The sequence below is a fragment of the Kribbella sp. CCNWLW201 genome (assembly GCF_037203805.1).
Classification (GTDB): domain Bacteria; phylum Actinomycetota; class Actinomycetes; order Propionibacteriales; family Kribbellaceae; genus Kribbella.
In genome coordinates this window covers 30255-51767 of record NZ_JBBCBQ010000010.1, presented here as the reverse complement: position 1 = coordinate 51767, position 21513 = coordinate 30255, and the positions used below count along the sequence as shown (strand labels likewise).

Annotated in this window: 19 protein-coding genes; 10 read left to right on the top strand and 9 right to left on the bottom strand. The window is 68.5% G+C overall.

Translation table 11 applies throughout. The features are described 5' to 3' along the window. Positions 1 to 16: 16 nt before the first annotated feature. Entirely contained in the window at positions 17 to 1528 is a 1512-nt protein-coding gene (locus V9K99_RS32875) for a sodium:solute symporter family protein (protein ID WP_337323921.1), read from the bottom strand. A gap of 149 nt (positions 1529 to 1677) precedes the next feature. On the opposite strand from V9K99_RS32875, the gene kduI reads away from it, so the two are divergent. Genes kduI through V9K99_RS32860 form a run of 3 tightly spaced genes read left to right on the top strand, consistent with a single transcriptional unit; the run spans position 1678 to position 4035 of the window. Next, complete coding sequence (gene kduI, locus V9K99_RS32870) at positions 1678 to 2502, top strand: 5-dehydro-4-deoxy-D-glucuronate isomerase (RefSeq protein WP_337323922.1); 825 nt, start codon at positions 1678 to 1680, stop codon at positions 2500 to 2502. Further along, positions 2499 to 3260: an SDR family oxidoreductase gene (locus tag V9K99_RS32865; protein ID WP_337323923.1), complete on the top strand. Its 762-nt coding sequence runs from the start codon at positions 2499 to 2501 to the stop codon at positions 3258 to 3260. The genes kduI and V9K99_RS32865 overlap by 4 nt, the downstream gene beginning before the upstream one ends. A 19-nt stretch (positions 3261 to 3279) precedes the next feature. Next, positions 3280 to 4035 (top strand): IclR family transcriptional regulator, encoded by a 756-nt coding sequence (locus V9K99_RS32860; protein ID WP_337323924.1) that lies wholly within the window; start codon positions 3280 to 3282, stop codon positions 4033 to 4035. Positions 4036 to 4054: 19 nt separating this feature from the next. Here V9K99_RS32860 and V9K99_RS32855 read toward each other — a convergent pair whose 3' ends face one another. From V9K99_RS32855 to lepA, 3 genes are read right to left on the bottom strand one after another with little or no spacing between them, the layout of a single operon-like run. After that, the gene (locus tag V9K99_RS32855; protein WP_337323925.1) at positions 4055 to 4681 is read right to left on the bottom strand and encodes an MOSC domain-containing protein; all 627 of its coding nucleotides are present in this window, start codon (positions 4679 to 4681) and stop codon (positions 4055 to 4057) included. Between the two features lie 44 nt (positions 4682 to 4725). Next, complete coding sequence (locus V9K99_RS32850) at positions 4726 to 5637, bottom strand: aminoglycoside phosphotransferase family protein (protein ID WP_337323926.1); 912 nt, start codon at positions 5635 to 5637, stop codon at positions 4726 to 4728. Beyond that, positions 5637 to 7523: a translation elongation factor 4 gene (gene lepA, locus V9K99_RS32845; protein WP_337323927.1), complete on the bottom strand. Its 1887-nt coding sequence runs from the start codon at positions 7521 to 7523 to the stop codon at positions 5637 to 5639. Before lepA ends, V9K99_RS32850 begins: the two co-directional genes overlap by 1 nt. Before the next feature lie 117 nt (positions 7524 to 7640). Between lepA and V9K99_RS32840 the strand changes: the two genes are divergently transcribed. The 3 genes from V9K99_RS32840 to V9K99_RS32830 are packed head-to-tail and all read left to right on the top strand — an operon-like array spanning position 7641 to position 10244. Next, positions 7641 to 8540: a hypothetical protein gene (locus tag V9K99_RS32840; protein WP_337323928.1), complete on the top strand. Its 900-nt coding sequence runs from the start codon at positions 7641 to 7643 to the stop codon at positions 8538 to 8540. Positions 8541 to 8595: 55 nt separating this feature from the next. Continuing rightward, on the top strand, positions 8596 to 9123 hold the full coding sequence (locus V9K99_RS32835; protein WP_337323929.1) for a SigE family RNA polymerase sigma factor: 528 nt from the start codon (positions 8596 to 8598) through the stop codon (positions 9121 to 9123). Beyond that, positions 9120 to 10244 carry a hypothetical protein gene (locus V9K99_RS32830; RefSeq protein ID WP_337323930.1) on the top strand — a complete coding sequence of 375 codons (1125 nt, stop codon included), beginning with the start codon at positions 9120 to 9122 and terminating at the stop codon, positions 10242 to 10244. The genes V9K99_RS32835 and V9K99_RS32830 overlap by 4 nt, the downstream gene beginning before the upstream one ends. 39 nt (positions 10245 to 10283) lie before the next feature. Here the strand turns inward: V9K99_RS32830 and V9K99_RS32825 are convergent, their stop codons facing one another. Next, a complete protein-coding gene (locus V9K99_RS32825) occupies positions 10284 to 13256 on the bottom strand; it encodes a S8 family serine peptidase (RefSeq protein ID WP_337323931.1) in 2973 nt (990 codons plus the stop codon). 208 nt (positions 13257 to 13464) lie between these two features. Here V9K99_RS32825 and V9K99_RS32820 point away from each other — a divergent pair, with 208 nt between their 5' ends. Together V9K99_RS32820 and rpsT are read left to right on the top strand one after the other, a co-directional pair. Continuing rightward, entirely contained in the window at positions 13465 to 13929 is a 465-nt protein-coding gene (locus V9K99_RS32820; protein ID WP_337323932.1) for an SRPBCC family protein, read from the top strand. A 156-nt stretch (positions 13930 to 14085) separates the two neighbouring features. Next, complete coding sequence (gene rpsT / locus V9K99_RS32815) at positions 14086 to 14346, top strand: 30S ribosomal protein S20 (RefSeq protein ID WP_337323933.1); 261 nt, start codon at positions 14086 to 14088, stop codon at positions 14344 to 14346. Positions 14347 to 14568: 222 nt separating this feature from the next. On the opposite strand, the gene holA is transcribed toward rpsT, so the two are convergent. Next, complete coding sequence (gene holA, locus V9K99_RS32810; RefSeq protein ID WP_337323934.1) at positions 14569 to 15552, bottom strand: DNA polymerase III subunit delta; 984 nt, start codon at positions 15550 to 15552, stop codon at positions 14569 to 14571. Positions 15553 to 15836: 284 nt separating this feature from the next. Between holA and V9K99_RS32805 the strand changes: the two genes are divergently transcribed. Then, positions 15837 to 16412: an isochorismatase family protein gene (locus V9K99_RS32805; protein ID WP_337323935.1), complete on the top strand. Its 576-nt coding sequence runs from the start codon at positions 15837 to 15839 to the stop codon at positions 16410 to 16412. Here V9K99_RS32805 and V9K99_RS32800 read toward each other — a convergent pair. The 3 genes from V9K99_RS32800 to V9K99_RS32790 form a co-directional block, all read right to left on the bottom strand. Then, positions 16404 to 18827: a ComEC/Rec2 family competence protein gene (locus tag V9K99_RS32800; protein ID WP_337323936.1), complete on the bottom strand. Its 2424-nt coding sequence runs from the start codon at positions 18825 to 18827 to the stop codon at positions 16404 to 16406. The genes V9K99_RS32805 and V9K99_RS32800 overlap by 9 nt on opposite strands. Next, on the bottom strand, positions 18814 to 19656 hold the full coding sequence (locus V9K99_RS32795; RefSeq protein WP_337323937.1) for a ComEA family DNA-binding protein: 843 nt from the start codon (positions 19654 to 19656) through the stop codon (positions 18814 to 18816). The genes V9K99_RS32800 and V9K99_RS32795 overlap by 14 nt, the downstream gene beginning before the upstream one ends. Before the next feature lie 76 nt (positions 19657 to 19732). After that, positions 19733 to 20575 (bottom strand): DegV family protein, encoded by an 843-nt coding sequence (locus V9K99_RS32790; RefSeq protein ID WP_337323938.1) that lies wholly within the window; start codon positions 20573 to 20575, stop codon positions 19733 to 19735. 53 nt (positions 20576 to 20628) lie between these two features. On the opposite strand from V9K99_RS32790, the gene V9K99_RS32785 reads away from it, so the two are divergent. Beyond that, on the top strand, positions 20629 to 21165 hold the full coding sequence (locus V9K99_RS32785; protein ID WP_337323939.1) for a pyridoxamine 5'-phosphate oxidase family protein: 537 nt from the start codon (positions 20629 to 20631) through the stop codon (positions 21163 to 21165). Positions 21166 to 21513: the final 348 nt, after the last annotated feature.

The window sequence follows — 21513 nt, the reverse complement described above, 5'->3', positions numbered from 1 at the left end:
GACAGTGTTCCAGGCGTCAGCCGACCGCGGCCGCCCGTCTCGCCGCGACCTCGTCGGTCTCGTCGGGGTCGGTGTTCAGCGAGTCGACCAGTTCGTCGACCTCCGGGCGGCGTTCGGGCAGCAGCAGGCCGAGGCCGACGTACACCACCAAGGAAGTTGCCAGCGGCAACGCGACGACCAGGGTGGTGTCGGTGGACTCGATCCCCCACTTGACGATCGCCCAGACCACCAGGCCGGTCGCCCAGGACGCGATCGCGGCCCGCGCGCCGCTGCGCTTGAACCACGGCAGCAGCCCGAGCATCAGCGGGATCGAGATCGGGCCCATGGTCGCGGCCACCAGGTCCACGACGATCTTCAGGACGACGCCCTGCCCGTTCGTCAGGATCGCGATCAGCATGCTGATCGTGACGAAGGTGAACGTGGTGATCCGTGCGAACTTCAGTACGGCGGCATCGCTCAGCCGCCGGATCTTCGGGACGAGCACCGGCGCCAGGTCCCGGGTGATGACGGAGGAGATCACGTTCGCGTCGGAGGCGACCATCGCCATCGTGTGCGAGAAGAACCCGGCCAGCACCAGCCCGATCAGTCCGGTCGGCAACAGCAGTTGGGCGAGTTCGACGTACGACTGCTCCGGCTTGCCCGGGCTGACCAGCAGCGGCGCGGCGCACATCGGGATGAACAGGATCAGCGGCCAGACCAGCCACAGGAACGACGACAACAGCGCGGACTTCTTGGCGGCGGTCCCGGACGGCGCGGCCATGTAGCGCTGGGCCAGGTTCCACATGCCGCCGTTGTATTCGAAGGTTTTGATGAACAGGAACGCGACCAGGAAGATCGTTGTGTACGGCCCGTTCAGTGGATCGCCGTGCCCGGCCGGCAACTCGTCCCACATCTTCCACAGCGTCGGTACGCCGTCCAGGTGCGCGAGCACCCCGACGAACATGGCGATCCCGGCCGCGAACTGGATGACGAACTGCCCGAAGTCGGTGAGTACGTCGGCCCACAACCCACCGAGGGTCGCGTAGGCCATCGTGACCACGCCGGTCAGCAGGATCCCCCACCGCATCGGTACGCCGGTGAATCCGTTCAGCAGGACGGCGATCGCGACCCACTTCGACGCGATGTCGACCACCTTCAGCGCGGCACCGGAGTACGCCAAGGCCTGCTGGGTCGGCAGGTTGTAGCGGCGAGCCAGGTACTCGAGCGGTGAGACGACACCATGTTTGGCGCGGAGTCGGTTCCACCGGGCCGCGAACACGAAGGCACCGATGCCGACACCGACACCGATCGAGACCGCCCACCAGACGTAGACGGTGATGCCGTAGGTGTAGGCGACTGCGGCGAAGGCGACGAACATGACCGCGCTGTAGCCGGACATGTGGTGCGAGATGCCGGACAACCACCACGGAATCTTGCCGCCGGTGGTGAAGTAGTCGACCACTGTCTTGATCTTCGTCCGCGACCAGATGCCGATCAGGACCATCAGGACGAAGTAGCCGACCAGGACCGTCCAGTCCAAAGCGGTCATTGTGGATCCTCCCAGGGGCGATGGGCGCTGTGTGGAAGGTTCCGTCAACCAGAACAGAGTGTCAAGGGGCGGAACCTGGAACAATTCGGCCTCCAGTTCCGCTTGCTCAGCTGTTTGACAGTGGGTTCCGTGGAGTAGAACCTAGTTCTGTGAATCTGCAGATCAGGCACGCCACCCATCCCGATCAGGTGCCCGGCTTCGACACCGCCGCGCTCCGCCGGCACTACCTGGTCGACGACCTCTTCGTCCCGGACACGATCACCGCGGTGCTCACTCACCACGACCGGATCGTGCTGGCCGGCGCGCGACCCGTGAGCGGTCCGCTGACACTGGGCACCTGGCCGGAACTGCGCAGCGAGTACTTCCTCGAACGCCGCGAGGCGGGCATCGTCAACGTCGGCGGACCAGGCACCGTCTCGGCCGACGGAACGAAGTACGAGCTGACCACCGGAGCCTGCCTGTACGTCGGACGCGGCGTACGCGACGTGGTCTTCGACGGCCCCGACGCCGCGTTCTATCTCTTCTCCGCAAACGCTCACACCGACTTCCCCACCACCCTGGTCAATCCGGGTGAGGGCAACCGGCTCGAGCTCGGCGACCAGCAGACAGCGAATCGCCGCACGATCGACCAGTACATCCACGCGGACGGCGTACGCAGCTGTCAGATCGTGCTCGGCGTGACCACACTCCACGCGGGCAGCACCTGGAACACCATGCCCGCGCACACACACGACCGTCGTACCGAGTGCTACCTGTACTTCGGCCTGCCCGAGACCGAGCGGATCGTCCACCTGCTCGGCGAGCCCAACGAGACGAGGCATCTCCTGGTCGCCGACCGCCAGGCGGTCATCTCGCCGAGCTGGTCGATCCACTCCGGCGCCGGCACCTCGTCGTACAGCTTCGTCTGGGCGATGGCCGGCGAGAACCAGGCATTCGGGGACATGGACGGCGTCGACGTACGGGACCTGCGGTGACGGCTGACCCGTTCAGCCTTCAGGGCCGTACGGCGCTCGTCACCGGAGCCCGGCGGGGTATCGGCGCGGCCATCGCCGCCGGGTACGCCGCGGCCGGCGCCGAACTGATCCTGATGGCCCGGGACGCCGCTCTCGAGGACACCCTCGAGGCGATCAAGCAGAACGGTGGCGGGGACGCGACCTTAGTGATCGCAGACTTCGCCGACCCGGCAGCGGTCGAGGCGGCCGCAACCGAACTGGCGAACACCCAAAAGATCGACATCCTGGTCAACAACGCCGGCACGATCCGGCGTGCCCCGGCCGCCGAGACCAGCACCGCCGACTGGCAGCACGTGATCGACGTGAACCTCAACTCCACCTGGTCGGTGACCCGGCCGATCGGCGCCGCGATGGTCGAGCGCGGCGCCGGCGCGGTCGTCACGATCGCGTCGCTGCTGAGTTTCCAGGGCGGGATCACCGTTCCGGCCTACACTGCGAGCAAGCACGCGGTCGCGGGACTGACCAGGGCGCTGGCCAACGAGTGGGGACCGGCCGGAGTCCGGGTGAACGCGATCGCACCCGGCTACATCAGCACCGACAACACCACCGACCTGCGCGCAGACCCCGGTCGCGAAGCGGCCATCCGGGAACGCATCCCGGCCGGACGCTGGGGACAGCCGGTGGACGTGGTCGGCGCCGCGGTCTTCCTGGCCTCAGCGGCAGCCGACTATGTCAACGGCCACGTCCTCGCGGTCGACGGCGGCTGGCTGGCGAGATAGGAGTGGCAAGATGACGGACATGAGTTCGCCTTCGGCCATCGACAAGACGTTGATGGTGCTGGACGCCGTCCTGGAACACTCGCGGTTCACCGACGTCGTCAACGCGACCGGTCTGGCCAAGTCGACCGTGCACCGGATCATGGCGTCGCTGGTCGAGCACGAGTTCGTCGCGCAGGCCGAGGACGGTTCGTACCACCCGGGCCCGAAGGCGCTCCGGCTCGCCGGGCACGCGCTCACCAACGTCGACCTCGCCACGGTCGCCCGCCCGGTGCTCGCCGACCTGGTCGCGCAGACTCGTTGCACCGTGCATGTCGGTCTTCTGAACGGTGACGAGGCGATCTACGTCGCGCGCCTCGACGGCCCGAAGCCTTATCGGATGCCATCGCGCGTCGGCAAGGCCTTCTGGCTGCACTGCACCGGCATCGGCAAGGCACTGCTCGCCGAGAAGGACGACGACGCACTCGACGCCCACATCACCCGGACCGGTCTCCCGGCCCGCACTCCCCTGACGCACACGACCGCGGCCGCTTTGAAGGCGGATCTCGCCCAGGTCCGGTCCCGCGGCTACGCGCTCGACGACGAGGAGAACGAGCCGGGCATCCGCTGCGTTGCCGCCGTCATCCACGACCACACCGGCGCCGCGATCGCCGCGGTCAGCATCTCCACCCTCTCGCTGGAGCAGTCCATCGCCCAGGTCGCCCTGATGGCTCCCGCCGCCATCGAAGCCGCCCGCAAAATCTCCGCCGCCCTCGGCTACCGCGAACCCACCAACTGACGCGCTCGCATCAGCCCCGTCATGCGCGGGCGGCGACGCGTTGCGCCAGCTCGACCATCTCGTCGCCCAGGTCGGTACCGGAGTCGAGCATGCGCTGCATGCGCGCCGGATCCGGGGAGCCGAAGACCTCACCGACGGTCACCTCGTGAGCCGGCCGGTGGACGATCTCGATCGGGTCGCCGGCGCCGGCGGTGCCGGTCTTCAGCACCTTCAGGTAGGCACCGGGCCGCCCCTCACGGTGGAAGCGCTTGATCCAGTGAGGGATGCCCATCCGGTGCTCGAACGTCACGCACGGCGTGCGCGGATACCGGACCATCACCTCGACCTCCGGCCCGATCCGCCAGACCTCACCGATCAGCGCACCGGTGATGTCGAGCCCCTCGGTGCGCAGGTTCTCACCGAACAGACCGGTCGGGATCTCGCGGTCCAGTTCGGCCGCCCACCACCGAGCGTCCTCCTCGGCGTACGCGTAGAGCGCGAGGTCGGGGCCACCGTGGTTCTTGGTGTCGCACACCCGGTCACCGGCGAGTCCGAGCTCACCGACCTGCACGCGCCCCGGCTGCGGTCGCTTGTCGATCGCGGTCCATCCGGTCTCTTTGGGCCCCGGAATCAGCTCTTCCACCACATTCACCGTCAGCAGCCGCATGCGCCCATCATCCGTCGATCCGGGCCACGGCTCCACTGAGTTTCTCAGTCCTGGATCGCCTTCACGATGGCGATGTTGCGGGTGAGCCAGTCCTGCGGGAGGGTCTCGTCGGTGCCGGTGCCCTCCAGGGTCCACAAGACGTTGAGCATCTGGCGGACGATCACCCAGTCGCGGGCGCGCTCCTCGTCCAGCTCGCCCGCGTCGATCGCGGCGTAGAACCGCTGCCGGACCGCGAACCGAAGGTCGCCGGAGGCAACGACCTCGTCCCAGAGGTTCCAGACCAGCGGAGCGACCTCGTAGTGCGGGTCGCCGGACAGCGGTTTGGGGTCGATCACCAGCCAGGGTTCGCGAACACCCGCCAGCACGTTGTTGTAGTGCAGGTCAGTGTGGATCAGCTTGCCGTCACACGCCGGGTCGGTGCTGAAGTCCTCGGCCAGCGCGATCGCCTGTTCGACGTACCGATGCGGCACCGGCGCGGATGCGGGCAGCTGCCGGAGCCGTTCGAGCCAGCGCTTCAGCTCGCCGGAGAGCGTCCGGTACTGCGGACCCGCCGGGACATGCAGTCGTTTGTAGGTCGCCCCCACGATCTCGCAGGCCTCGATCGCGTCGATCGTGGACAGGTCCCGGGGCTCCAACCGCTCGAGCAGCAGGGCGAACCGGCGCGGATCCGCACGCAGCAGCTGCACCGCGCCGTTCCCGCCCCAGTCCCGGAGCGCGAGGTGCTCGGTCTCCGCCTCCCAGTGCGGGAACTGGACCTTCAGTACGGCGGGCTGCCCGTCGGCCGTGGTCACCGGCACGACCAGAGCGCAGTACCCGTGCGTCGTCGTACCGTCGACCCGTACGTCCCATTCGTCGAGCAGGTCGCGGGTGAGCCGCGGCAACCGGTCCAGCCAGTCGGCCCAGTCCTGACCCCGCGACCCGACGAGCAGCAAGTCCGCTGGGATCTCGACCGGCACTACTTCTTGGCCTTCTCCCCTGTGTCGGACGTGCGAAGGGCGGCGATGAAGGCCTCCTGCGGGACCTCGACCCGGCCGACCATCTTCATCCGCTTCTTGCCTTCCTTCTGCTTCTCCAGCAGCTTGCGCTTCCGGGTGATGTCACCGCCGTAGCACTTGGCCAGAACGTCCTTGCGGATCGCCCGGATCGACTCGCGGGCGATGATCCGGGACCCGATCGCGGCCTGGATCGGCACCTCGAACTGCTGCCTGGGGATCAGTTCCTTCAGCTTGCCGGCCAGCGCGACGCCGTAGGAGTACGCGTTGTCGCGGTGCACGATCGCCGAGAACGCGTCCACCGTCTCGCCCTGCAGCAGGATGTCCACCTTGACCAGCGCCGCGGCCTGCTCGCCGGTCGGCTCGTAGTCCAGTGACGCGTAGCCCTTGGTCTTGGACTTCAGCTGGTCGAAGAAGTCGAAGACGATCTCGGCCAGCGGCAGCGTGTAGCGCAGCTCGACCCGGTCCTCGGACAGGTACTCCATCCCCTGCAGGTTGCCCCGCTTGGTCTGGCAGAGCTCCATGATGACGCCGATGAAGTCCTTCGGGCTGAGGATCGTCGCCTTGACCACCGGCTCGTAGATGTCGGCGATCTTGCCTTCGGGGAACTCGCTCGGGTTGGTGACGACGTGCTCCCGGCCGTCCTCCATCTCGACCCGGTAGACCACGTTCGGCGCGGTCGAGATCAGGTCCAGGTCGAACTCGCGCTCGAGCCGCTCGCGGACGATCTCCATGTGCAACAGGCCGAGGAAGCCGCAGCGGAACCCGAACCCGAGCGCGCCCGAGGTCTCCGGCTCGTACTGCAGGGCCGCGTCGTTCAGCTGCAGCCGCTCCAGCGCGTCCCGCAGGGTCGGGTAGTCGTCGCCGTCGATCGGGAACAGCCCGGAGTACACCATCGGCTGCGGGTGCTTGTAGCCGCCGAGCGCTTCGGTTGCGCCGTGGACGGCCGCGGTCACGGTGTCACCGACCCGGGACTGGCGGACGTCCTTCACCCCGGTGATCAGGTAGCCGACCTCGCCGACGCCGATACTCGGCGACTTCATCGGCTCCGGGGAGATGACACCGACCTCGAGCATCTCGTGCACGGCGCCGGTGGACATCATCTTGATCCGGTCCCGGTGGGTCAGCTCGCCGTCGACCACCCGGACGTAGGTGACCACGCCGCGGTAGGTGTCGTAGACCGAGTCGAAGATCAGCGCCCGCGGCGGCGCGTCCTTGACGCCCTTCGGCGGCTCGACCTGGGCGACGATCTCGCTCAGCAGCTCGTCGACACCCTCGCCGGTCTTGGCCGACACCTTGAGGACGTCGGACGCGTCGCAGCCGATGATGTGGGCCAGCTCGGCCGCGTACTTCTCCGGCTGGGCGCTGGGCAGGTCGATCTTGTTCAGCACCGGGATGATGTGCAGGTCCGCGTTCAGCGCGAGGTAGAGGTTGGCCAGCGTCTGCGCCTCGATCCCCTGCGCCGCGTCGACCAGCAGCACCGCACCCTCACACGCCTCCAGCGACCGCGACACCTCGTAGGTGAAGTCGACGTGGCCCGGGGTGTCGATCATGTTCAGGATGTACGTCGTCCCGTCCGGGGCGAGCAGGCCGCCCGGGGAGTCCGGCTTCGGCGCGAACGGCAGCCGGACCGCCTGCGACTTGATCGTGATGCCGCGTTCCCGCTCGATGTCCATCCGGTCCAGGTACTGCGCCCGCATCGAGCGGTCGTCGACCACCCCGGTGATCTGCAGCATCCGGTCGGCCAGCGTCGACTTGCCGTGGTCGATGTGGGCGATGATGCAGAAGTTCCGGATCAGCGACGGGTCGGTACGACCCGGCTGCGGCACGGTCGTGGGGCCAACGGGCACGGAGGAGATCCAGTTCTTCTCGGGACTTACCTGATAACCGGTCAATCATCCCATGCGGGGCCAGCGGAACTGAAAATACCGGGCAGCGACGCCGCCGGACGCCTACCGTTGGGGCGCATGGCACACGCTGCGGGGGTCCGGTTGCCCTTCGAGGAGATGCCCGCTCCGGTGCGGGCGTGGGTGGAACGCGCGCTGGGGTCGGTGGTGGTCTCCGCCAGCACTCAGCAGGGCGGCTTCTCCCCCGGCGTCGCCGCCCGCGTGGTGACCGCCTCCGGCCGCCGCGCCTTCGTCAAGGCCGTCGGTACGTCGCTCAACCCGAAGACGCCGGAGTTGTTCCGCAACGAGATCGCCGCCATGCGAGGCGGCGGGCAGCTCCCCCAGACCCCTGTCCTGTACGACGTCTACGACGACGGCGACTGGGTCGTCCTGCTGCTCGAGGACATCGAAGGCTGGTTGCCGCCACACCCCTGGGTGCAGGAGGACGCCGTACGGGTCCTGGACGCCCTGGACGAGCTGACCTCGGCTCTGGACCCGTCGCCATGGACGGACGCACCCGTTGCCGCCGTACGGAGTCGGGAGTTCCTGAGCCGGTGGGACAACGTGATCGCGGACGGGCTCGACGTACCGGCCTGGGCGGCTGGGCGGGAGCAGGAGCTGGCCGAGCTGGCCCGGGTAGGCATAGCGGCCCTTTCGGCGGGTAAGGCACTCGCGCACTGGGATCTGCGCGCCGACAACGTGATCCTGACCGAGGACCGCGTGGTGTTCATCGACTGGGCCCATGCGGCGCTGGCACCGGCTTGGGCCGACACGGTCATCCTGCAGGCCGACATGCGCGAATCGGTGCGATTGCCGGAGTTGCCGGACGATGTCGCCATCACCGGTTTCTTGGCCGCGATCGCGGGCGGCCTGTGGTGGGGTGCGGCTCAGCCGGCGCCACCTGGCCTGCCGACGATCCGGGCCTGGCAGCGTCGGCATGCGATCGTTCACCTGGACTGGGTGCGGGAACGGCTGACTTAGCCCTCGGACGCAGCGTTTCGGGAGGATGCGCGTCTCTGGGGGTGTGACGAATCCAATGGTGAGCATCAGCGACCCACACGAGGCGCTGGCGCACGACGACGCGCGGGCCGCCGTGTCGGAGCTCTATCAGCAGCACTGGGTCGGACTGATCCGCCTGGCCGTGCTGGTGATGGACGACCGGCAGGCGGCGGAGGACGTCGTACAGGAGGCTTTCGCCGACCTGTACCGGCACTGGCCGCTGCGAGAGTCCGACAAAGCGCTCGGGTACCTCCGCACAGCTGTCCTCAACCGCAGTCGCTCGGTCCTGCGCCGCCGCAAGGTCGCACGGCTCTACATCCCGCCCCAGGAGGAGCCGCAGGACTCCGCCGAGAGCTCGGCAGTACTCGGCGAGGACCGCCTGCAGGTACGGCGTGCGCTGCGTGCCCTGCCCACACGGACCCGGGCGGTCCTGGTCCTGCGCTACTACCTCGATCTCCCGTACGCCGAGATCGCCGAGACCCTCGGGATCAGTGAATCCACCGCACGGTCCACCTCCTCGCGCGGGATCGCGGTCCTCACTCAGAAGCTGAAGGAAGTCCGATGAACGACACCGAGACTCGACTGCGCGACTACCTGCAGACCACCGCCGCCACCGTCTCCGACAACCCCCCGGGCCTTGACCTCGAGACGGACAGCACTCCGCACCGCCGTCGCTGGCCGGTGATCCTCGCCGCCGCGGCCATCGCGGTGGTCCTCGTGCTCGCGGCGTCATTCCTGACCCGCCTCTCACCCGCCCAGCCCGAGCCCGCCGCACCGGTGTCGGGCGAGGCTCCGCTGATTCCGTACACGGTGTCCAAGAAGCGCGTGACCACGCTGCACGACGGAGCGCAGCAGGTCCGCGTCACGTTCCCGTCGGACGGTTACTTCCGCGGCCGGGTCGGCGGCGGTTGGCTCGCGCTCACGATGCCGAACAACCGGATCCTGCAGGTCGGCATTCTCCTGCCGAACGGCTCCTTCCGACCCGTCGGCCCGCCCCGGAGCGAGAGCCCGGTGCTGTCACCTGATGGCAGGCAGGTCGTGTTGGTGGCGCGCCAGGCCGACCAGAAGGGCCAGGTCATGGTCGTCGACGTGCGGACCGGCCGGGAGATCGCCAGCACCCCGGTGCAGGCGAGAGTGCCGCAGATCCTGGGCTGGAACAAGACCGGTATCTGGCTGAGCCACGACGAGACGAACAAGCCCGAGCTGCTCGTCTGGCAGCCAGGATCGGGCCAGCCTCAGCCCATCACCGCACCAGACTTCGCCGGCGCGAGGGCAATCCCTGGCACCACCGACATCGTGGTCCTGTCGACCAGGGCAGGTGAGAGCCGCTGTCTGAAGGCTGGGGTACTGCGTGACACGACCTTCGAGGTCAAGCGGGAGTACTGCGACCAGGGGCAAGAGCATCAGTACCCGGTGCTGTCGCCCGACGGCCGGACCATGATCCACAGTCTGCAGAAGGTCGCCGTCGACGTCGCCACCGGCAAGGTGACCAAGCTCCAACTGCCGGATCAGATGCTGGATTGGCCGGAGGCAGTCTTCGAGGACGCGACGCATCTGCTGGCGCTCACCCAGCGCGACGACGTCATGGGAGCTATCCCGCGGAAGCTCTACCGCTGTGACGTCACCTCGGGTGCGTGCAAGCTGCTGGTGGAGGAAGCCGCGGACATCAGCCTGCAGCAGCCCTGACATAGCACGGGGGCGGCCCTGTTGGGCCGCCCCGTCTTGCTAGCTGTCTACCCGCACGATGGTCGAGCCGGAGCCGTCTGCGCCGTCGGTGTACTGCAGGCGGCCCAAGTACCGGGTGCCGGCGGTCAGGCCGGTCCAGGAGGCTGTCACCGACGTCTGGCCGGCTACCTGGACGGACTGGGTCGCCGGAGTGACGGTGAGGTTGCCCTCTGTGTTCAGCAGCTCCCAGTGGTTGAGCTTCACCTGCTGAGTGCTGGCTCCCGCGAACAGGTCGACGTACACGTCGTACGAGCCTCCAGCGGGTGCCGGGAGGTTGACCTCTTCCTCGGCCGATCCACCGGTGCTGCTGCCGAGCAGAGCCGTCGTACCGGTCTTGTAGACGAAGACGTCGAGGTCGGTGCCCGCCGGGTAGTCCGCGTCGAACGTCGAGAACCGGGCGTGCTTCACACCCGCCGGGACGTTCACGGTGAACTTCGCGACGTGGTCGTTGACCGCCGGGTTCGTGGTCGGGAACGACACGCCACCCGGGTTCTTCAGGGCGGCCTCAGCCACGGTGGCAGCGGTCAGGCCGACCGCACTGGTGTTGAGTGTGCCGGTGTACCCGGCCGTGATCGGCACCTGCACGGACCCCGCGGTCCCGGTCCCGCTGACCTGCACCGGCGCCTTGACCGTCAGCGGCTTGATCGCCACCGTGCTGCTGACCGCGTGCTCGGTCGACTTCCAGATCAGCTTGCCGAACGAGTACTGCTCCAGCGGTGCACCGGTGTTCTCGACGGTGACCTTGTACGTCGCCGTCTGGCCGGGCAGCGTGATCAGGATCCGCGGCGACACCGTCACCTTGAAGCCCGTCAGCCCCTCGACCTTCGGGAAGTAGACCTCCGGCAGCGTGCCGACGTTGCGCACGGTCCGGGTGACGGTCTGCTTACCGGCCAGGTCGCCGACCGCGATCGTCGGGTAGTTCAGGTCGCTCGGATCGATCTTGCCGTTCGCGCACAGCTCGTGCGTGGCGGACACCTGACCGGAGCCGCAGACGAACTTGGTCCAGTCCTCGTACGACGAGTCGTAGACCAGGCCCGGGTCCATGGCCTTCTTGGGCTGCATGAGGCCGGCGCCGTACCCGAACGGCGTGCCCGGCGAGCCGGAGTCGTTCTGGATCGGCTTGCCGCTGGTGTCCTTGTCGGTGCCGGTGGTCAGCAGGGCCGACTTGATCGCCATCGGGGACCAGGTCGGGTACTTGCTCTTCAGCACGGCCGCCGCGCCGGCGATGTGCGGCGAGGCCATCGACGTACCGCTCATGAAGGCGTACTCGCCACCGGCCGCGCTGAACGCGGTCGTCGCGGCCAGGACGTTCGTACCCGGCGCCATCACGTCCGGCTTGAGCAGGTCGCCGTTGCCGGCCAGGGACGGGCCGCGGCTGGACGAGCTGGCGACCTTCGGTGCGTTCACGCGGACCGGCGTACCGGCGCTGATCGTGGCGGTCGGGTTCGCGGTGCCGCCGACGTACGCCTTGATCGCGGGCGCGGCGGTGTGGTCGAGGTGCACGGTCGGGACCGAGTGCAGGTCCGCGTCCAGGGTGCCCGCGGTGATGTTGACCAGGATCATGCCGACCCCACCGGCGTTCTTCACCTGCAGGCTCTTGTCCACGCGGGCGTTGACACCACGGTCACAGACGACGATCTTGCCGGTGACCTTGGCCGGGTCGAGCGTGCCCGGCATACAGAGGACCAGGTTGGTCGGGTTCGCGCCGGCGAGCCCCGCGTCCTTCGCCAGGACGACCGGGGTGCTCGGCACACCGGACCCGATCCCGGCGCCGGTGTAGGACTTGCCGTCGCCCAGCGTCACCGTGGTCTGGATGTCGCGGTCATGGGTGCCGTTGGCAACTGTCGTCACCCACGGGTAGTTCTTGCCGACCGTGCTGACCCCGGGACCGGTGTTGCCGGCGCTGGTGGCGACGAACACGCCCGCCCGGGCCGCGCGCAGGAAGGCGAGGCCGGTGGCGTTCACGAAGGTCGAGCCGGAGCCGGAGATCGAGTAGTTGATGACGTCGACGCCGTCCGCGACCGCTGCGTCGATACCGGCCACGATGTCCGCGTCGGTACCACTGCCGCCACCGGCCTGGTCGACTGCCCACAGCACCTTGTAGATCGCCAGCCGGGCGTGCGGGGCGATACCCGAGCCCTTGCCGTAGTCGCGACCCATGACGCTCATGTCGACGCCGTAGTTGCCGCCTGCCGTACTCGCCGTGTGAGTGCCGTGGCCGCCGTAGTCACGCGGCGACTTGAACTCCTCCGGGATCGGACGGGTGCCGATGCCCTTGTCGAAGTACCGGGCGCCGATCACCTTGTTGTTGCAGGCAACTGGCGCCTCCTCACCGGCCTGGCAGGTGCCCTTCCACTTCTTCGCGACCAGCGCGTCCGACTGCTTGGTCGTCTTGATCGGCGCAAAGCTGGGCCGCTCCGGCACGAAGCCGGTGTCGAGCACGCCGATGATGACGCCGTCGCCTGCCTTGTCGATGCCACCGGCCTGCTGCCACGCACCGCCCTTGCCGGACACCCCGAGGAACCGCGGGGTGTCCACGGTGTCCTGGTGCTGCATCTCACTCGGCTCAACGCTCTTCACACCGGACGACTTCGCCAGCTTGACGGCGTCGTCGTACGACATCTGCGCGGAGAAACCGGCGTACGTGTAGTTGTAGTCGTACAGCTTCTTCACGTCGGGCACCTTGGCCAGGACCTCCTGGCGCTCGCCGGCGAGGTGCTGGACGTAGCTGACGACCTGACCGGCGGTCTTGACCAGCTTCCCCCCAGGTACGACGCGAGTGGACGGCAGGCCGGCGATGTCGCCGCCGTACTCGGCCACCGGGGCGTCGTCGAGCTGGACGATGTACGACCCGGTCGACGACTCCTTGACCTGCGGGTCAGCCGCGACGGGCGACTCCCCGGCCTGGAGCGCGTCAGCGGCACGTGCCGCGAACGGGACGGCGACCAGTGACGCGACAAGCGCGGTGGCCACGATGAGCGGAGTACGGCGGGGCACTGAGTTCCTCCAGGGCTTGGACGGCGCGATGGTGGAGCTTGGTCTCGCTGCTGGACCTGTGACGACCGCACACACACCACACCCCCTGCGGTGATCAGCGTCACGCGGCCCCGAGTATGCCGGTGGCGGCACCCGATGTCACGCTCAGCACTGCACGTGTCAGCCGACAGCAAGGGAAAACCCGATGCCGGACCTGAGCGAGTCCATCACGGTGTCTGCGCCGGCGTTGTCGGTCTACAACCTGGTCAGCGACCTACCGCGAATGGGCGAGTGGAGCCCCGAGTGCACAAGGGTCACCTGGTCCTCCCGTACGCCAGGCCCCGCAGTCGGAGCGCGTTTCGTCGGCCACAACCGGGTCGGCGCCATCCGATGGTTCACCCAGGGCCGCGTGGTGGACGCCGTACCGGGCGAGCGATTCAGTTTCCAGATCCACTTCGGCCCGATCCCCATCTCCCTCTGGACCTACGACTTCAAGCCCTCGGGCCTGACCTGCGAAATCACCGAATCCTGGACCGACCACCGCCCCACCCCCTTCCGCCTCCTCTTCCGCCCCTTCTTCGGCAACCGCACCCCCCGCAACGCCCACGGCATCCACACAACCCTCCAACGCCTCAAGTCGACCGCCGAGGCCGCCGCCGGCGCGAGCTAGCCTGGTGACTCTGCGCGCTCGGTCTGACAGCCTCGGTTTGGTGGTGGGTGGGGCTTGTTGGTAATCTGGCTCTTCGCGCACCCACGGGTGATGCTCAGCCGTGCGCGCGACACCTTTCCTGTACTGACCGCACACACCTGATCGAGGCTCTGCTCCGTGGCGAACATCAAGTCCCAGATCAAGCGCAACCGCCAGAACGAGGCTGCGCGACTTCGCAACAAGTCGGTGAAGTCGACCCTCAAGACGGCTGTTCGCCGCTTCAACGAGGCCGCCGAGGCCGGCGACTCCGCGAAGGCGCAGGAGAACGCCCGCCTGGCCGGCCGCCTGCTCGACAAGGCCGCCAGCAAGGGCGTCATCCACGCCAACCAGGCCGCCAACCGGAAGTCGTCCATCTTCAAGAAGGCCGCCTCCCTCTAAGCACCGCCAAACGATCGGCCGTCCCCTCGGACAGGCCGATCGTTTTTGCGTCCCCACCCAGCTGGCCACCACACCAGCTGGGTTTTGCATGCCCCCACTCGCGCATCCGCCGCGGCCGGCGGGCGGTCGGCGGCGGGCGTCGTACCTGCGTGTACGGGGTGCTGACCAGCGGCGGCCGTGGGATCGGCGGCGGGCGTCGTACCTGGGTGTTCCGCGTGCTGGCTAGCGGCGGCCGTGGGATCGGCTGACGGCGATGACCATGCGTTCGAGGGCGTAGCCGGCGTCGCCGGAGGCGCCCTTCACGTCGGCGTCGGCCTGGGCGACTGCCTTGATCGCGGTCGCCAGCCCGCCGGGAGTCCAACCGCGAGCCTGTTGCCTGAGCTGCTTCAGCTTCCACGGCGGTACGCCGACCTCGCGAGCCAGATCCGCCTCGCGCAGACCGCCGGGCGCGCTGGAGAACTTCGCCAGCCCGCGCAATCCGCCCGCCATCGCACTGGTCACCAGCACGGGCGCGACGCCGCAGTCCAAAGCCCAACGCAGCTGCTCCAGCGCCGGCTCGGTCCGCCCCGCGATCGCCGCGTCCGCGACTGCGAAGCTCGTCACCTCGGCGCGACCGCCGAAGTACTGACCGATCAGCTCCGCGGTGACCGCCTGCCCGCCCGAGTCCGACACCAACTGAGAACACGCCCCCGCCAGCGCCCGAAGATCGTGCCCGACCGCATCGACCAGCGCCGACGCGGCCCGCTCGTCCACGGTCCCACCGTGCAACCGGATCTCCCCCGCCACGAACTGCGGCAACTCCCACGTTTTCGGCGCGGTCGCGACCACCTCGTTGACCGATGCCTTCCGCAACTTGTCGAGGACGGCCTTGCCCTTCTGCCCACCGGAGTGCACCAGCACGACCAGTACGTCGTCGGAGGGTGCGCCGGCGTACTCGATCAGATGCGGCGCCATCTCGGCCGGCAGATTCTCCAGCGCCCGCAGCACCAGCACCCGCTCACTCGCGAACAGCGACGGCCCGGTCAGCTCCGCGAACACCCCGACATCCAGCGCGACCGCCTCGACATCGGTCACCTCGATCTCGGCGCCACCCTTCGACACCGCCGCGATCGCCGACCGAACGGCCCGATCCGCCAGAAACGCCTCGGCCCCGGTCACCAGCAGCACATCGCCCAACTTCGGCGCAGAACCCCTACGAGCAGCCACCCCGCCACCCTCCCACACCCCACCGACAACACCCCCAACCAGCCACCCACCACCCCACCACCCCACCACCCCGCCACCCCGCCACCTGCCACCTGCCACCTGCCACCTGCCACCTGCCACCTGCCACCTGCGCCAGGGTCCGCCCTCGTCCGGGCCACCGCGGCTTTCCGGAAGAAAAGTGCCGCTGGGTGGCACCCAAGTTCCGGAAAACGACGGTTGCGTTGGAGACGAGCCCGGCTGGAAATGCGGTGGAGGATGGTGGGGCAAGCCGGGAGGATGGCGCCGTGACTGAAGCCGTATCGCCTGTTGAGGCGCTCATTGTTGTCGACATGCAGACCGCGTTCGTTTCAGGTGCGGGCGCCGTACCCGATGCGGCTCGGCTGCTCGACCGGGTGAGCGACCTCCTGGACCGTGCGCGGCAGTCGGGTGCGCTCGTCGTACATCTGCAGAACGATGGTGCGCCCGGCGCGGACGACGAGCCGAACACGCCGGGGTGGGAGCTGTACCTCCCGGTCAAGCCCGGGCCGAGTGAGCACGTGATCCGCAAGCCTCGCGACGACGGCTTCGACGGCACCCCGCTCGGCGAGGTACTCGTTCAAGCAGGTGTGCGTGCCGTCGTCATCTGCGGGGTGATGTCGGAGATGTGTGTGCAGGCGACCGCACGGACGGCTCTCGCCCGCGGTTATCGAGTCGTCCTCCCCTACGACGCGCATGCGACGTACGACGTCCCGGCTGTTCCCGACGTCAGCGACGCCGTACCCGCGCATGTCGTCTCTCGAGTCGCCGCCTGGGCGCTCGGCGATCAAGCCGAGAACACGGTCCCCGCCGAGGCCGTCACCTTCACCAGCTCGTCAACGTGAGAGGGCTTGCTGGTTGGTGGTGAGGGTCAGGTGGTTGCCCGGATTGGTGACGGTGAGGGAGCCGTTGGTGAGGGTGGTGGCCGTTCGGGTGGACTGGTGGGACAGGAGATCGAGGGTCCTGGGGGCTGGGTGGCCGTAGTCGTTGTCTCGGCCGGCGGAGATGAGGGCGAGGCGGGCGTTGGTGGCGGCGATGAAGGCCGGATCTTGCTGGGCTGAGCCGTGGTGAGGGACCTTCAGGATGTCGGCGCGGAGGTCGGCGCCGGTGGCGAGGATGGCGCGTTGGGACTCGGGTTCGAGGTCGCCGGTGAGGAGGATCCGGAGGCCGGAGACCTCGACCATCATGGTGATGCTCGCGTTGTTCTCCGGCGACCCCTCGTCGGTGGAGGTCGCCGACGACGTACCGCGCGGCGGCAACGCCGGGACGCGCGCCGGCCACAGTGTGGTCCAACTCAGTGACCCGACCACACGCTCCTCCCGATAGGTCACAGTCCGCAGGCTGATGCCGTGATATGAGGCGAGGTCGACGACCCGGTCGTACTCCGCGGCCGGCGAGAAGTACGGCGTGACCTCGATCTCGTCGACCCGTCGATCCTTCAGTACGCCGGCCAACCCGCCGACGTGATCCGCATGAAAATGACTGAGCACGAGCACCGGGATGTGCTCGACCCCGAGATCACGCAGACACCGATCCATCGCGGTCGGGTCCGGACCGGTGTCGACGACCACAGCCGCTTTGTCGCCTGCCCGCAGTACCAGGCCGTCTCCTTGGCCCACGTCACACATCACGAAGACCCAGTCGTCGGGCGGCCAGCCGATCGATCCGACCGGACGCAGTACGACGATCGCCAGCAGGACCACCGCGAGCACCATCGCTATCGGGCGGGCCAGAATGCGGTGCAGGCCGAACACGAGCGCGATGCAGAGCGAGGTCAGTACGGCGACTCCGACCGCGGTCGCCGGCCAGGCGTTCGCGGCACCGGGTAGGTCTGCACCCTCACGGGCGATGAGGATGATCCAGCGAGCCGGCCAACCTGCTGCCCAACCGACCACGTGTGCCACCTCCGTGCTCACGAGGGCGACCCCGGCCGCGGCGAACCCGAGGATCGTCGCCGGACCGACGGCCGGACCCGCCAGCAAATTGGCGCCCACGGCAACCAACGAGACCTCACCGGACAACCAGGCGACGATCGGCGTACACGCAAGCTGAGCGGCCAGCGGGCAAGCGATCGCGTCGGCCAGCCACACCGGCATCCACATGGCCAACGCGTCCCGCCACCCCGGACCGAGCACCACGATGCCCGCGGTCGCGAGCACCGACAATGCGAACCCGGCTGACCTCGCGAGCGACGTGTCCAAGAGAAGCAAGCCGATCACCGCGAACGACAAACTGCGTACGGCCCGACGACGGGCTCCACCGCTCGTCATCGCCGCCAACGCGATCAGCCCCATCGCGGCCGCGCGCAGGACGCTGGGCTGAGGTCTGGCGAGGATCACGAACACGACGACCGTCATCAGGCCGATCGCGGTCAGACCACGCGCGCGTACGCCGATCAAGCGTGCGAACGGGAGCACGAACGCCAACAGCAAGGTCAAGTTTGTGCCGGAGACCGCTGACAGATGAGTCAGCCCAGTTGTCTGGAAGTCCTCGGTGAGGTCGGCAGGCAGACCGGATTCGTCACCCATCACGAGTGCCGGAACGAGGCCGCGTACGTCGTCCGGTTGGCCGGCAACCGATTCACGCAGACCGGCTCGAACCTTCTCGGCAGCACGCAACCACCACGGCGGCTGATCCACGATCCGAGGAGCCGAGCGGATCGAGAGCATCGCGGCGACATCCGAACCGCGCTCGACCGCCTCGAGCCGACCATTCGCATCGACCCGCTGCCCGTACCGGACGTGTTGCCACTGCACGGACCCGATCACGAACACCGGCGTACGCACCCGGGTCATGGTCCCCCGTGCTCTCACCTCCTCGATCGTCGCTTTCACCACCACATACGGCGGTCGCCGGCTGCCCGGACTACGCCGTACGGACGGATCACCGTCGACCTTCAGCCGCACGCCGACCGACGCACTCTCCGCCGCCAGCCCTGTCACAGGCCCAGCCCGCAACCCCTTCACCTGCAACCCGGCCGCCAGCCCCATCCCCGCCACCACAACCAGGACCCCGACCACGGTCCACCCAGCCTGCTTCCGAATGGCACCACGCAGAAGCAGAGCAAGCGCGCCGGCGAGGGTGAGGGCGATGGCAGCGGTGAGCACGCCGACGAGCGGCCGGTGGGCAACCAGGAGAACCGCCGCCAACCACCCCGCAGCCGCCGGCACCAACAACCGCACATCAACCGGCTCACCCCGCTCCTCGGGCTCGCCTTGGTCCTCGGGCTGGGCGGGTTCTGCGGGACTAGATGCGGACATGGGGTTTGAGGGAGTCGAACTTCTTGGGGCCTACGCCAGGGACCTCCTGGAGTTGGTCGATGGTGGTGAAGGGGCCGTTCTGGGTGCGGTAGTCGAGGATGCGCTGGGCCAGCACCGGGCCGACGCCGGGGAGGGCGTCGAGTTGGTCGAGGGTGGCTGTGTTGAGGTTGACGGGCGAGTCGGCTGGGGCGGTGGACGGGTTGGACGTGGTGCCTGATGCTGTGGACGACGCGCCGGGTGGGGCTGGTTGGCCGACGAGGATCTGCTCGCCATCGGTGACCTGGCGGGCGAGGTTGAGGGTGGTGAGGTCGACGCCTGGGAGCGGGCCGCCGGCGAGGGTGAGTACGTCGGCGACGCGGGAGCCGGTGGGCGCGCGGACCAGGCCGGGGCGGCGTACCTTGCCGGCGACGTGGACGATGACGGTGCCCGCTGTCTGACCGGGGGTGGCTTGCGACGGCTGGGCGCCGCTTGAGGATCCCGTGCCGGTCGACGGTTGGGTGACAGGAGCGCCGGGGGTGAGGGTGGTTGGTGGGCGGGCGTCGGGGAGGGTCTCGGGGCGGGCGCGGAAGACAGACCACGCGGCCCAGGCCAGGCCGATGGAGAGTACGACGGCCAGGACCACGACATGACGTGGTGACAGGGTCCAGCGGGCATCACGTAGTCGCTCGGGCCGGACGGCTTTGGGGATCCATCCACCTCGCACCTCCTCATCACGCTCCTCCAGTTCTTCGTCGGCCTCGTCGTGCTGAGGTGCGCCGGCGACGAGACGCGCCAGCGCACGCTCGCGCGCACCCGGGTCGGGTACGGCGGCACGGCGGAAGACCTTCACGCCAGAGAAAGTACGAGTCTGCCGACGGGCTCGAACGACGACTTCAAACCTGTGGAAACTGAGATGGCGCCCGCAGCTAGTGGGGGGCTATTACTACGGCTAGGAGGCCGGGGCCTACGTGGGCGCCTATGACGGCGCCTACTTCTCGGAGGACTATTTCTTCGGCTTGGGGGAGGCGTTCGGCGAGGCCGTCGGCGAGGGTGTGGGCCTTTTCCAGGTTGGCCAGGTGGTGGACGGCGACCTGGACGGGGCCGTCGCCGGCTCGTTGGACGGCTATGTCGGCGAGGCGAGCGATGGCTCGGCTCGAGGTGCGGACCTTTTCCAGCGGGACGATCCGGCCGCTGCTGATCGTCAGCAGTGGTTTGACTGCGAGCGCCGTACCGAGGAGGGCTTGGGCGGCGCCGATGCGGCCGCCGCGGCGGAGGTATTCGAGGGTGTCGACGTAGAAGTACGCCGAGATCGACGACATCCGGACGCGCGCCGCGGCCTCGACGGCGGCCTGGTTCTCCCCCGCCGCGGCACAGGCGGCCGCGGCCAGGACCGGGAACCCGAGGCCCATCGCGATGGAGCGGGAGTCGATCACCCGGACCGGGATCGGCGACTCCTTCGCGCCGATCATGGCGGCCTCGACCGTGCCCGACATGTCGCCGGAGAGGTGGATGGACACGACCGACTCGGCTCCGGCCGCGGCGCAGGCTGCGTACGTGTCGGCGAAGGTCTGTGGTGCCGGGCGGCTGGTGGAGACCGGCGTGAAGGTCTTGAGCGCCTCCGCGACCGCGTCGGCCGAGGTCGCGCCGTCGTCGTACGACGTCCCGCCGATGACGACCTGGACCGGTACGACGGTCAGCGGGAGGCGGAGGACCTCGTGCGTGGACAGACCGGCCGTGGAGTCGGTGACGACGTGCACGCGGGCTGACATGAAGCGAGGTTACCGGACAGTTTTTGTCGGCGCGCGGTGTCAGACTCCAGAAGATGAGGGAGACAGCGGCGGAAGTCACCGAACTGCAGCAGCTCCTCGATGCGGCATACCCGCGCGCGACGGAGCATCTGCGCAGCATCATCACGGGCCCGCGCCGGCTGGACGCCGACGCCATGGTGCGGGTTCTGACCGGCATGTGCACCATCAACTTGGCCACCGTCACCGCGCGTGGCGAGCCGCGGATCAGCGCGGTCGACGGGCATTTCCTGCATGCGCGGTGGGTGTTCACCACGTCCGGCTCAGCGGCGAAGGCGCGGCACCTCAGGGCCAGACCGGCGGCCAGCATCTCGTACGTCGACGGCGAGCGGATCGGCGTGTTCAGCCACGGCGACGTGGAGTTCCTGACGCCCGGGCACGCGGACTACGACGAGATCGAGGCGTATCTGACCAAGTACTACGGGAGCTCGCCGTCGAGTTGGGGCGAGGACATCGTGTACTGCCGGCTCCAGCCGTCCTGGATGGTCGGGTACGGCGACCAGGCCGCGCTGCTCGCGGAAGCGGAGAAGAAGGGCGCGAAGAAGAAGAAGTAGCCGGAAAACTAGCGAGGTGAAGGCCACCCCTCCGGAGCCTTCACCTCGCTGTGCCGACTTCCCCTGTCAGTCAGCCCTTCACCGCTGTGCCGATGTCCCCTGTGCATCGGCACTTCACCGCTGTGCTGACTCCCCCTGGTTGTCAGCCGAGTTCAGTCCTCGCCGAGCTACTCCCCGTGCCGGTTCCGCGAAATACCGGCCTGACCGCGAGCTCGTCGAGGTCCCGGGAGGCCCCAGCGGCTGACCCGCCGGCGGGTGACCAAACCCGCCGGCTTCCCTGTGTCAGCCGGGCCGGCACTCGTCCCCTGTGTCGTGTGCACGGCCGTGTACTGGGACCCCACCCCGGGT

Excerpts from the sequence above, each read along its gene's own strand:
- V9K99_RS32830 (WP_337323930.1), top strand. The coding sequence starts at position 9,120 with ATGAACGACACCGAGACTCGACTGCGCGACTACCTGCAGACCACCGCC.
- V9K99_RS32855 (WP_337323925.1), bottom strand. The coding sequence starts at position 4,681 with ATGCGGCTGCTGACGGTGAATGTGGTGGAAGAGCTGATTCCGGGGCCC.
- V9K99_RS32835 (WP_337323929.1), top strand. The coding sequence starts at position 8,596 with ATGGTGAGCATCAGCGACCCACACGAGGCGCTGGCGCACGACGACGCG.
- V9K99_RS32790 (WP_337323938.1), bottom strand. The coding sequence starts at position 20,575 with ATGTCAGCCCGCGTGCACGTCGTCACCGACTCCACGGCCGGTCTGTCC.
- V9K99_RS32875 (WP_337323921.1), bottom strand. The coding sequence starts at position 1,528 with ATGACCGCTTTGGACTGGACGGTCCTGGTCGGCTACTTCGTCCTGATG.
- V9K99_RS32785 (WP_337323939.1), top strand. The coding sequence starts at position 20,629 with ATGAGGGAGACAGCGGCGGAAGTCACCGAACTGCAGCAGCTCCTCGAT.
- V9K99_RS32820 (WP_337323932.1), top strand. The coding sequence starts at position 13,465 with ATGCCGGACCTGAGCGAGTCCATCACGGTGTCTGCGCCGGCGTTGTCG.
- V9K99_RS32800 (WP_337323936.1), bottom strand. The coding sequence starts at position 18,827 with ATGTCCGCATCTAGTCCCGCAGAACCCGCCCAGCCCGAGGACCAAGGC.
- V9K99_RS32840 (WP_337323928.1), top strand. The coding sequence starts at position 7,641 with ATGGCACACGCTGCGGGGGTCCGGTTGCCCTTCGAGGAGATGCCCGCT.
- V9K99_RS32860 (WP_337323924.1), top strand. The coding sequence starts at position 3,280 with ATGAGTTCGCCTTCGGCCATCGACAAGACGTTGATGGTGCTGGACGCC.